13 protein-coding genes are annotated in these 10,449 nt (G+C 63.3%); 7 read left to right on the top strand and 6 right to left on the bottom strand.

The genetic code is table 11. The features are described from left to right. The coding region (locus tag ACK41X_RS20685) for a MoaD/ThiS family protein (protein WP_409727263.1) at positions 1-117 on the top strand (117 nt) is incomplete at its 5' end. Beyond that, positions 117-590 (top strand): molybdopterin synthase catalytic subunit MoaE, encoded by a 474-nt coding sequence (gene moaE, locus ACK41X_RS20690; RefSeq protein WP_409727232.1) that lies wholly within the window; start codon positions 117-119, stop codon positions 588-590. The genes ACK41X_RS20685 and moaE, both read left to right, overlap by 1 nt. Positions 591-685: 95 nt before the next feature. On the opposite strand, the gene ACK41X_RS20695 is transcribed toward moaE, so the two are convergent. Beyond that, entirely contained in the window at positions 686-1,570 is an 885-nt protein-coding gene (locus ACK41X_RS20695; RefSeq protein WP_409727235.1) for a branched-chain amino acid aminotransferase, read from the bottom strand. A 215-nt stretch (positions 1,571-1,785) separates the two neighbouring features. Here ACK41X_RS20695 and ACK41X_RS20700 point away from each other — a divergent pair, with 215 nt between their 5' ends. The 5 genes from ACK41X_RS20700 to ACK41X_RS20720 all read left to right on the top strand — a co-directional run bounded on the left by ACK41X_RS20700 (position 1,786) and on the right by ACK41X_RS20720 (position 6,131). Next, a complete protein-coding gene (locus ACK41X_RS20700; protein ID WP_409727266.1) occupies positions 1,786-2,325 on the top strand; it encodes a MarR family winged helix-turn-helix transcriptional regulator in 540 nt (179 codons plus the stop codon). A gap of 11 nt (positions 2,326-2,336) precedes the next feature. Beyond that, the gene (locus ACK41X_RS20705; protein WP_409727238.1) at positions 2,337-3,053 is read left to right on the top strand and encodes a response regulator; all 717 of its coding nucleotides are present in this window, start codon (positions 2,337-2,339) and stop codon (positions 3,051-3,053) included. A 100-nt stretch (positions 3,054-3,153) separates the two neighbouring features. Then, positions 3,154-4,539 (top strand): ATP-binding protein, encoded by a 1,386-nt coding sequence (locus ACK41X_RS20710; protein ID WP_409727241.1) that lies wholly within the window; start codon positions 3,154-3,156, stop codon positions 4,537-4,539. A 69-nt stretch (positions 4,540-4,608) separates the two neighbouring features. Then, positions 4,609-5,475 carry a hypothetical protein gene (locus tag ACK41X_RS20715; protein WP_409727243.1) on the top strand — a complete coding sequence of 289 codons (867 nt, stop codon included), beginning with the start codon at positions 4,609-4,611 and terminating at the stop codon, positions 5,473-5,475. An 11-nt stretch (positions 5,476-5,486) separates the two neighbouring features. Then, positions 5,487-6,131, top strand: coding sequence for a hypothetical protein (locus ACK41X_RS20720; RefSeq protein ID WP_409727246.1), 645 nt, complete (start codon positions 5,487-5,489; stop codon positions 6,129-6,131). Positions 6,132-6,255: 124 nt separating this feature from the next. Here the strand turns inward: ACK41X_RS20720 and ACK41X_RS20725 are convergent, their stop codons facing one another. The 5 genes from ACK41X_RS20725 to ACK41X_RS20745 form a co-directional block, all read right to left on the bottom strand. Continuing rightward, a complete protein-coding gene (locus ACK41X_RS20725; protein ID WP_409727249.1) occupies positions 6,256-6,660 on the bottom strand; it encodes a hypothetical protein in 405 nt (134 codons plus the stop codon). A 191-nt stretch (positions 6,661-6,851) separates the two neighbouring features. Continuing rightward, positions 6,852-7,511, bottom strand: coding sequence for a TetR/AcrR family transcriptional regulator (locus ACK41X_RS20730; protein WP_409727251.1), 660 nt, complete (start codon positions 7,509-7,511; stop codon positions 6,852-6,854). 75 nt (positions 7,512-7,586) lie between these two features. Beyond that, positions 7,587-8,420, bottom strand: coding sequence for a pyrroline-5-carboxylate reductase (gene proC / locus ACK41X_RS20735; protein WP_409727254.1), 834 nt, complete (start codon positions 8,418-8,420; stop codon positions 7,587-7,589). 97 nt (positions 8,421-8,517) lie between these two features. Further along, positions 8,518-9,018: a YbjN domain-containing protein gene (locus ACK41X_RS20740; RefSeq protein ID WP_409727257.1), complete on the bottom strand. Its 501-nt coding sequence runs from the start codon at positions 9,016-9,018 to the stop codon at positions 8,518-8,520. A gap of 339 nt (positions 9,019-9,357) precedes the next feature. Next, a complete protein-coding gene (locus ACK41X_RS20745) occupies positions 9,358-10,308 on the bottom strand; it encodes a ribose-phosphate pyrophosphokinase (protein WP_409727260.1) in 951 nt (316 codons plus the stop codon). Between the last annotated feature and the right edge of the window lie 141 nt (positions 10,309-10,449).

The following is a 10,449-nucleotide window of genomic DNA, read 5'->3' on the forward strand; positions in this document are numbered from 1 at the left end:
GCCTTCGAAAATGCGAAGGTGATCCGCGCCGCTATCGACCGCAAACATGTGCAGCCCGGCACACCGATCGCAGGCGCCAAAGAGATCGCCTTCTTTCCGCCGATGACGGGGGGCTGATGTCAGCGACGATCCGCTTGCAGCGTGAGGACTTCGACGCCGCAGCGGAGACGGCAAAGCTCACGCGCGGACGAAGCGATATCGGCGCCGTTGTCACCTTTACCGGTGTCTGCCGGGATCATGAGGCGGGTCATGGCGTCAGCGCAATGACGCTCGAGCACTATCCCGGCATGGCCGAGGAAGAGATCGCGCGGCATGTCGCCGAGGCGCAGGCGCGATGGCCGCTCATGGGCGTCACCGTGATTCATCGCTATGGCCGGATGGTTCCGGGCGATAACATCGTTTTCGTCGCCACCGTCTCCGCGCATCGTCAGGCCGCATTCGAGGCGGCCGCATTCCTGATGGATTATCTGAAGACGCGCGCGCCGTTCTGGAAGCTGGAGGAACGTGCGGACGGCAAGGATTGGGTGGCTGCGAAGGAAACCGACGACGACGCCGCGGCCCGGTGGGCGAAGGACAAGACGGCAAATTAGGAGCGTCGCCGCCGCGCAGGCGGGGGCCCATATTCCAGAGCGGTGGTTATAGATCCCCGCCTTCGCGGGACGACCGCGACAAGGTAAAACCTAAACTACGCCGCGCGCGACTTCGGCTGTACTTCGGCGGTGTAGTCGTCCATCAACTGCTTGGTGATGCCGCCGGGATTGAAATTCCACGTGTCGATCTGCGCCACCGCCGTCACCTCCGCCGCCGTGCCGGTAATGAAGCATTCGGAGAAATTCGACAATTCATCCGGCATGATGCGCCGTTCGATCACCTCGAAGCCCCGCCGTTTGGCGAGATCGATCACGGTCCGGCGGGTGATGCCGTCGAGGAAGCAATCGGCGATCGGTGTGTGAATCTTGCCGTCTTTCACAAAAAAGATGTTGGCGCCGGTGCATTCGGCGACCCGGCCTTCCCAGTCGAGCATCATTGCATCGGCAAAGCCGCGGCGTTCGGCGCGGTGCTTGGACACGGTGCAGATCATGTAGAGGCCCGCCGCCTTCGCGAGGCAGGGCGCCGTCCGCGGATCGGGCCTGCGGTATTCGGCGAGATCAAGCTTGATGCCCTTCAGCCGCTGTTCGGGATCGAAATAGCTCGGCCATTGCCAGGCGGCGATGGCGAGATGGATGGCGTTGTTCTGCGCCGACACCCCGAGCTGCTCGGAGCCGCGCCAGGCGATGGCGCGCACGTAGGAATCCGGCATGCCGTTCTTTTCGATCACGAGCCGCTTGGCCGCGTCGATTTCGGAAACCGAGTAGGGAATCTCGAAATCGAGGATTTTTGCGGAATTCTTCAGCCGCTCGGAATGCTCCGTGCTCTTGAAGATTTCGCCGCCATAGGCGCGCTCGCCCTCGAATACGGCGCTCGCATAATGCAGGCCGTGCGTGAGGACGTGGATCCTGGCTTCCGGGCCCGGGACCAGCTTACCGTCGAACCAAATCATGCCTGGCAGTTGATCGAAGGGCACGGACATCGGCTTCCTCCTTGGCGAAGCGCAGCGCGGACCGGCATCGGGCTCCCTTTTTGCCTGACGCGTCCATTGCCATTATTGTCCCACCGATCCGGCGCGCCTGTCGCGCCGGACCCGGCCGCGTGCCGAAGGCAGGATATTTCGTTTCAGCTGCTCTTTCGGTAACAATCTTCCGGAATTATGTCAATAGTGCTGACCTAAATTGTGATCGGTCCCCGATGTCCGTAACCCCGCTCCGCGACCGTCTCGGCACCCCGGAAGCCGCCCCGACCCGGCCGGCGGACGAACCGATCTGGGATGTGATCGAGCTTTTGTTTTTCGCCTATCGCGATTTCGTGGGCGATGCCGACGACGCTCTGGCCAAATTCGGCTTCGGCCGGGCCCATCATCGCGTGCTGCACTTCGTAACCCGGCATCCCGGGATCAAGGTCGCCGACCTGCTCGATATCCTGAACATCACCAAACAATCGCTCGGGCGCGTGCTGAAACAGCTCGTCGACCAGGGTTATGTGCTGCAGAAGGAAGGCGAAAGCGACCGCCGCCAGCGCCTTCTTTATGCCACGCCCAAAGGCGAAGCGCTGGCGATGAAACTCGCCAGCCTCCAGACCGAGCGGATTGCGCGCGCGCTTGCCGATTTGGGCCCTGACGCGCACGCGGATGCACGCAACTTCCTGATCGCCATGATCGACAACCGCGAACGCGATCACGTGCTGCAGCTTATCAGCCGTGCCGACCGGCTGAGGCACAACAAGCCCTGAGGGCTCAGACGATGCAGATTACCCGCGCGGCACCCGCCACCCCGGCCGACGATGCGCCGCATCTCCTGGTCGTCGACGACGACCGGCGAATCCGCGACCTGCTGTCGCGATTTCTGGCGGCCGAAGGTTATCGTGTAACCACCGCCGACAATGCAGCCGAAGCGCGCGCCAAGCTGAACGGCCTGCATTTCGATCTTCTGATCCTCGACGTCATGATGCCGGGCGAGAGCGGTTTCGATCTCGCCAAGTCGTTGCGCTCCAATTCCAGCGTGCCGATCCTGATGCTGACCGCGCGCGACGAGACCGCGATGCGGATCGAAGGCCTGCAGATCGGCGCCGACGATTATGTCGCCAAGCCCTTCGAGCCGCGGGAATTGTCGCTGCGGATCGGCAATATCCTGAAACGGGCGCAGCCCGCCGCGCCGCCGCCGGTCGAATCCGTGCGCTTCGGCGATTTCGTCTTCCATATTGGACGCGGCGAATTGAAACGCGGCGAGGACATCGTGCGCCTGACCGATCGTGAGCGCGACATGCTGCGCGTCCTGGCGGCGACGCCCGGAGAAACGGTGCCGCGGCTTGCGCTCGCCGGCAACGATCCGGCCGTCAACGAACGCGCCGTCGACGTGCAGGTCAACCGGCTTCGCCGCAAGATCGAGCGCGATCCGGCCAATCCCTTGTTCGTACAGACCGTTCGCGGCATCGGCTATCGGCTCGTGGTCTCACCCTAGGCGCCGTGATGGATCGGATCGCGCAACCAGTGATACGGGCCGCTCGCGATTGGGAGCGGCACTGCGCGAGCGGGACAGGGAGACAGTCGGGGAGACGGTCATGACCAGTCTCGATGCCGGACTGCAATCGATCCGCACCGCGGCCTATCGGGTGAACCTGGCCTGGGACAGGCTTGGCAAGACGGTCAAGCGTTTCATGCCGACCGGGCTTTATGCCCGCGCGCTTCTCATCATCATCGCGCCGATGGTGATCCTGCAATCGGTGGTCGCCTTCGTCTTCATGGAGCGGCACTGGAATTCGGTGACGCAGAAGCTTTCGTCCGCGGTGGTCTCGGATATTGCCGCGCTGATCGATGTCTATCGCGGCTATCCGCAGGACGCCCAGAATGCCCAGATCCGCAAGATCGCGCAGGAGCGCCTCGGCCTTGTGGTCGATTTCCTTCCTGCCACGGAAATGCCGCCGCCCGGGCCGAAGCCGTTCTTTTCGCTGCTCGACCAGGCGCTCTCGGTCGAGCTGCGCAAGATCAAGCGGCCGTTCTGGATCGACACCGTCGGCAAGTCGGCGCTGGTCGAGATTCGGATCCAGCTCGACAATGCGGTGATGCGCGTTTTGGCGCCGCGCAGCGCCGCCTATGCTTCGAATTCGGAAATCTTCCTGTTCTGGATGGTCGGCACCTCGCTGGTGCTGCTGACCGTCGCCATCATCTTTCTGCGCAACCAGATCCGGCCGATCCTGCGGCTTGCCGACGCCGCCGAAGCCTTCGGCAAGGGTCGCGACATGCCGAATTTCCGTCCGCGCGGTGCGCGCGAAGTCCGGCGCGCGGCGGTCGCCTTCATCGAGATGAAGCTGCGCGTCGAGCGCGCCATCGAGCAGCGCACCACCATGCTCGCCGGCGTTTCGCACGACCTGCGTACGATCCTGACCCGCTTCAAGCTCGAGCTCGCCATGCTCGGCAACGCGCCGGAAATCGACGCGCTGAAGAAGGATGTCGACGAGATGCAGCGCATGCTGGAGGCCTATCTCGCCTTCGCGCGCGGCGACATGGGCGAGCAAGCTTCGCCGACCGACATGGCGGCATTTCTCGAAGAGCTGAAGGACGACGCCGAGCGCACCGGTCACAAGGCCAGCGTGGACTTCACCGGCCAGCCGATCGTCACCGTTAAGTCCGCAGCCTTCAAGCGCTGCCTCGCCAATCTCGTCACCAATGCGGCGCGGTATGCGCATTCGATCGCGATCACCGGCCATCGCGACCATCGCTGGCTCACCGTCACCATCGACGATGACGGCCCGGGAATTCCCCCGGCCCAGCGCGAGGAAGTCTTCAAGCCGTTCCTGCGCCTCGACCACGCGCGCAATCAGGATCAGGGCGGCACCGGCCTTGGGCTCGCCATCGCCCGCGACATCGCGCGCTCGCATGGCGGCGACATCATGCTGGGCGATTCCCCGCTTGGCGGCCTGCGGGCCACCGTGCGCGTGCCGGTATAGGCAATATCGTTATTGCAATTTAAACTTGCATAACGTAACATTACAACGTGACGCTGTAGGGAGCGGCCGATGTCACGTTTGAAATTCGTATCCGTCTGCGCCGTGGCTGCCGCGACGCTCAACGGCGTGGTTGCGGCGCATGCCAAGTCTTGCAGCGGGCTGAATGGCCAACCGCTCAACAGCGGCGAGTTATATGCGCTTTATTTCAGCAGGAGTGAGCGATCGGGCAAACCAGTGCTGAAAAGCGCGTTCTTGTATCCTGGCGTTCTGCAGGCGACATCCCTCGAATTCGATGAAAAAGTTCGACTGATCTACGTCATCAATCCGCCGGCTCCCGGTGCTGCGCGCAACTTCGCGGGCGCGTTGGCTGTCCGGCTGGTATCGACGGGGACGGACGGATCGCAGCGAGCACAGCCGCCAAGGCATGTCATGCTCTCCAGAGATGCGGTGCGGACCCGGGGCCGCGTGCGATCCGGTTTTACTGGCAGCGTCGATGCCCTGCGCTACTACAACTACCACCGCCCGTCCACGCTGCTCGCTTCCGACAGCCTGCTGGAGACGACGTTTCATACCAGCTACACCTATCGCCGCGGTGAAGAGCGATCGACCATCGGTACCAGGGCAAGACGGACAGCCTTTCATTTCCCCGAAATGCGCAGCCCAGAGCCTGCGGAAGGTACACGCGCGTGGGTGTTTCGCTGGTTCGGAGGCGGCGCACTTGCCGCAGGTACGGAGTCGCGTTTTCAATCGCACATCAAGTATTACCCCGCTGCAACCGAAGGCTATTGCGTAACGATAATTCCCTATCTCGAAGCCGGCGATAACGGCAGCCTGACAGTGACGATTAGCGATCTCGACTATCCAGATGGCGTCATTGCGGGGGCACGCACTTGGAACATTCGCTGGGTCGCCCCGAACCGCACCGCCACACGCTGAGACGGCACTTCATGACCGGTGCAGCAAATTCGGATCCCGGCCTTCTCGACAAATTCGGCGGCTGGACGCGACAGTTTCTCGAAGCGGTCGCCGAAGCACGTATCCCGCCGGGACGGAGCCCCATCGTTCCGTCACAGGGCATCGTCAACATGCTGACAAGCGGCATTGGAGTGGTCCTCTACACCGCCGCCGCTCAGGCAACCGCGCTCTATCGCGACCTTTCGCTGGTCGACACGCTCTTCATGGCGGTCATCGGCGCATTGCTGCTGTTTCTTGCAGCCATCGTCGTTCTGTTCTTTGCCAGAGGCAAAGATGAGATCGTTGCTGAGTGGAACCGGACATCGAGCGTATTCATCGTTGTCTGGCTGCTGTCGCTGGTCGTTTATATTTTGCTCACATATCCCTCGCAAATCGCGGGAGTGATCCTGCTCGACAAGATTTCCTACGCCATATTGCCGGTAGAAAGTCCGGCGTGGGGATTCGACTGCGTAAAAGCGGCCATCTGCACATCGCTGGCGGGACTTTTTCTGATTTACCGCACCAAACGGACTGACCCCGATCTTTCGCTGCGAAGCATCGCACCATGGATATGGCTGCTGCTGATGACCGTCGTCGTCGGCTTCGTGTTTTTTGTGTCGCTGTTCTTCTCGCCCTGAACACAGTCCGTCGATCTTTGTTCCGTGAGGGAATTTTGCGAGAGCCCATTCCCCGTGCGGCGCAAAACAGAAAAAGCCCCGGCCTGACGCCGGGACTTTGCATCACCGGATCACTGTTCGCCGGTTACGGGCAGAACCAGAACCCGTTCACGATCACGCAGCCCAGCGCCTGCCAGTTCCAGGGCCGCGCCACGCCGTATTGCCGCCAGCCCGGAGGCGCGACGTAATAGGTCCGGCCGGCAACCCAGCGGCGGCCATGATAATGATGATGCGGGCGATAGCCGTGATGGCGGTTGCCATAATGGCGGTTGCCGTGGCCATGGCGCGGACCGCCACGATGCGCCGTGCCGTGACGGCCTTTGCCGCCATGGCTGCGGCCGTGGTGGCCCTTGCCGCCATCGCGAACCTGGATCACGAGCGAATCGGGAATGGCGCCCATGGTGTTCGGTCCGACCGGAGCGGCGGCGGCGGGCGAGAACAACAACGCAGACAGCAGCAGCGCAGGCGCTGCCTTCAAAACAACTGACATGGAATCTCCTTGCATTGCGGAATTGCCGTCCCCGCATTGGAGGACGACCGGCCGCACCATCAAAGCCCGATATTAAGAAACCGTGCCGATGGGTCAGCGCAATCGCGCAGCGACCCGACGATGAGGCGCAAGTCTGCGGGACGTTCCCGATCCGGAACCGCGAAGCCCTGCATCGGCCTGCGCAGGACCGTCTACGCAGCGACGATCTCGTCGTCCGGGTTCGGATCGCGCCGGCGCCTGGCGCGCCAGCGGCCTGCCCGCAGCCGCTCCGGAATCGCGAGCATGGTGTCGAGCATGCCGGACCAGCGCTCGGCGCGCGCGAGTTCGCGGTCGAGTGCGGCCATGGTGCGCGCAAGCCCCGGATCCTCGTCCTCGGCCCAGACCGACAGCACCCGCACATACATCAGCGTCAGCGCCTGTGCCCGCAGCGCGCCTTTCGGCCCGGCAGCGGAGATCCCGGCCGCCGTCATCATCCAGCTCATCGAGCGGGCGGCGAGCCCGTTCATCGCCAGGGCCAGGGCCGGATTGCACAGGGTGGAGCGCATCAGCGAGCGGATGGCGGCCTTGTGACCGGCATGCGCATCGAGGCGGCGCATCAGCACGTCAAACAGCCGCTCGCGCGGCGGCTCCTCGCCCATATCCGCCGTATCGGCCGACAGCACCTTGCGGTCGATGTCCTTCATATGCGCGGCGAGGATCGCGATGACCGAGGAGAATTCGCCGCGCAGCTCGGCCAGCGTGATCCCGGCGGCCCTGGCGATGTCGTCCAGACCGATTCGCTCCAGCAGTTTCTCGGCAAGCAGCGTCAGAAGGGCATCGATGATGGTCTGGCGGTCGGCGCCGTTGGCCATGGCGGGCTCCCGTTGGATTGCTGCCGTCGGATGTAGGAAGCCGAAGGCGGCGGTTCCATGGCTCTGAAATGGCTCTCAGCCGGCCAGTTCCCGAGACCGCTCCGCCGCTCCGGCCACCGCCCGCCGCATCAGCGGCTCGAGGCCGTCCGCCGCCATCAGGACGTCCAGCGCGGCCGCCGTGGTCCCGGCCGGCGAGGTGACATTCTGCCGCAACGTCGCCGGATCGAGCGGCGAGCGATGCAGCAATTCGCCGGCGCCCGCGACCGTCTCGCGCGCCAGCCGTGCCGCCAGTGCCTCGGGCAGCCCGGCCGCCACGCCCGCGCGCGCCAGTGATTCGGCGAGCAGGAATACATAGGCCGGTCCAGAGCCGGACACGGCGGTCACTGCATCCATCAAGGCTTCATCCGAAATCCACTCCACACTGCCGGAAGCGGCCAGCAGCGCATCCGCGCGCGCTTTCTGATCCGCGGTCACCGCTGCGTTGGGCACGGCCACCGTGATACCGCGCCCGATCGCCGCCGGCGTGTTCGGCATTGCCCGGACAATCGCGGCACCAGGCAGCCCGGCCTCGAGAAACCCAAGCGTCTTCCCCGCCATGATCGACAGCACCAGCGTGCCCGCACCTGTCAGCGATGCAACCGATGGCATGACGGAGGCTGCCATCTGCGGCTTCACTGCAAGCACCACCGTGCCGATATTCGAGATCGCACCAGCAGGCGGGTTGAGCGCCACCCCCTTCATGGACAGAGCCACGAGGTCATCGGACGGATTGGGCTCGAGCACCGCAACATTCTGTGGATCAAGCCCAAGCGCTAGCCAGCCTTCCAGCATCGCGCCGCCCATTTTGCCGGCGCCGACCAGCGCGAGCAGGCCGATATTGTCGAGGCGGATTCTGTCGGATTGCGTCATGGCTTCTTGTTTCCGCTTGTCGCCGTGAAGGCGGCGACCCGGTGCATCTTATGCTGGATTTGTGCTGATGCGGGAATGAACGGATCAAAAAGCCCGATCAAGCCTCACCGGAAGTCTCGAACATCGCCGCGTCCAGCGCTTCGCGGGCGGACTTGCCGGCCCAGAGCACGAACTGGAAGGCGGGAAAATAACGTTCGCAGGTGTCGATCGCGGTGCGTAGCACGGACTTGCATTGCTCGTCGGTCGCCTCGATGCCGCCGGTCAGCACCAGCGCGTGGCGGAACATGACGAGTCCGTCCTCGGTCCACAGGTCGAAATGGCCGATCCACATCTGCTCGTTCATATGCGCAATCAGCTGCTGCACTTCGGCTCTGCGGCGTTCCGCAACCTTGATGTCGAAGGCGCAGGCCAGATGCAGCGCCTCAAGCTCGCCCATCCAGGTGAACGACACCTGATAGTCGACCCAGCGGCCCTTGATGAGGATATTGATCTCGTCGTCGCCGGCGCGCTCGAAGGCCCAATCATTGACCGTCGCCATTCTTTCGACGACATCGAGCGGGCTGCTGTGCGTCGATGTTTCGATGTCGGTCAATGCCATTTTGATCGCCGCCTGGGAGACTTTGCGTGTTTCGCAGTTACGCACGCACACCGACACTTCACGCACCGAGCTGGCACGGATGCCCGTGTCCGCCGCGATCGCATCCGGCCGGATTGACTCACAAGCACCGAATCACTTGCCGCTTCGACTATAGCCGCACCGATTCCGCGCGACCAAGCCAGAACTGAATCGCAAGACAGGTGGTCGTTGATTTTTTGAATCGGAGCAACGCGGCCCCCGGCAATGTCCACAATCGGCGCTGCGGCAGTTTGACTCAATGCACAGCAAATGGCGCCACGGGAGCATATGCGACGCGCATAGGCACGCCGCGGGGTGCGCTCAGTCGAACAGGCTCGACACCGATTCTTCGCTCGCGGTCCGGCCGATGGCTTCGCCGATCAGGCTTGCGATCGGCAGCACGCGAATGTTCTCGGCGTCCTTCACATCCTTGGTCGGCTGAATGGAGTCGGTAATGACGAGTTCTTTCAGACGCGATGAGGTGATGCGCGCCACCGCCCCACCCGAGAGTACGCCATGGGTGATGTAGGCGTAGACGTCCTTCGCGCCCTGGGCGAGCAGTGCGTCGGCGGCATTCACCAGCGTGCCGCCGGAATCCACGATATCGTCGACCAGGATGCAGGTATGGCCGGCGACCTCGCCGATCACGTTCATGACTTCGGACTCGCCGGCGCGTTCGCGCCGCTTGTCGATAATGGCGAGCGGCGCATTGATGCGCTTGGCGAGGCCCCGGGCGCGCACCACGCCGCCGACATCCGGCGACACCACCATCAGGTTGGCGAGATCGAATCGCTCCTTGATGTCGCGCACCATCACCGGCGAGGCGAACAGGTTGTCGGTCGGAATGTCGAAAAAGCCCTGGATCTGCCCGGCATGGAGGTCGAGGGTCATGACCCGGTCGGCGCCGGCATGGGTGACGAGATTGGCGACGAGCTTGGCGGAGATCGGGGTGCGGGGGCCAGGCTTGCGGTCCTGCCGGGCATAGCCGAAATAGGGCACCACCGCCGTAATCCGCCGCGCCGACGAGCGTCGCAGGGCGTCTATGATGATGAGCAATTCCATCAGGTGATCGTTGGCGGGGAACGAGGTGCTCTGGATCACGAACACATCCGCGCCGCGCACATTTTCCTGAATTTCGACGAAGATCTCCATGTCGGCAAAGCGGCGCACCACCGCCTTGGTCATGGGGAGTTTCAGGTAATTGCAAATCTCGGCCGCAAGCGCAGGATTGGAATTACCGGCGACGAGCTTGATCGCCCCGTTTTTCGCCATCCCTTCTCCTCGCTGATCCCCAGATACGCGCGACTTTCTGGCGCGCCGGACTGATACAGGCGGGGCCGCCATTCCGCAATATGGCGGTTTTTGTTCTCCCTAATGGATTTCCATCAGCGCGGCGGTTCGACTGAAGCCACG

The organism is Pseudorhodoplanes sp. (assembly GCF_046289595.1).
Lineage (GTDB): Bacteria > Pseudomonadota > Alphaproteobacteria > Rhizobiales > Xanthobacteraceae > Pseudorhodoplanes.

Coding starts and splice junctions, on each gene's coding strand:
- proC (WP_409727254.1), bottom strand. CDS start 8,420: ATGACGCAATCCGACAGAATCCGCCTCGACAATATCGGCCTGCTCGCG.
- ACK41X_RS20700 (WP_409727266.1), top strand. CDS start 1,786: ATGTCCGTAACCCCGCTCCGCGACCGTCTCGGCACCCCGGAAGCCGCC.
- ACK41X_RS20725 (WP_409727249.1), bottom strand. CDS start 6,660: ATGTCAGTTGTTTTGAAGGCAGCGCCTGCGCTGCTGCTGTCTGCGTTG.
- ACK41X_RS20705 (WP_409727238.1), top strand. CDS start 2,337: ATGCAGATTACCCGCGCGGCACCCGCCACCCCGGCCGACGATGCGCCG.
- ACK41X_RS20695 (WP_409727235.1), bottom strand. CDS start 1,570: ATGTCCGTGCCCTTCGATCAACTGCCAGGCATGATTTGGTTCGACGGT.
- ACK41X_RS20730 (WP_409727251.1), bottom strand. CDS start 7,511: ATGGCCAACGGCGCCGACCGCCAGACCATCATCGATGCCCTTCTGACG.
- moaE (WP_409727232.1), top strand. CDS start 117: ATGTCAGCGACGATCCGCTTGCAGCGTGAGGACTTCGACGCCGCAGCG.
- ACK41X_RS20720 (WP_409727246.1), top strand. CDS start 5,487: ATGACCGGTGCAGCAAATTCGGATCCCGGCCTTCTCGACAAATTCGGC.
- ACK41X_RS20740 (WP_409727257.1), bottom strand. CDS start 9,018: ATGGCATTGACCGACATCGAAACATCGACGCACAGCAGCCCGCTCGAT.
- ACK41X_RS20745 (WP_409727260.1), bottom strand. CDS start 10,308: ATGGCGAAAAACGGGGCGATCAAGCTCGTCGCCGGTAATTCCAATCCT.
- ACK41X_RS20710 (WP_409727241.1), top strand. CDS start 3,154: ATGACCAGTCTCGATGCCGGACTGCAATCGATCCGCACCGCGGCCTAT.
- ACK41X_RS20715 (WP_409727243.1), top strand. CDS start 4,609: ATGTCACGTTTGAAATTCGTATCCGTCTGCGCCGTGGCTGCCGCGACG.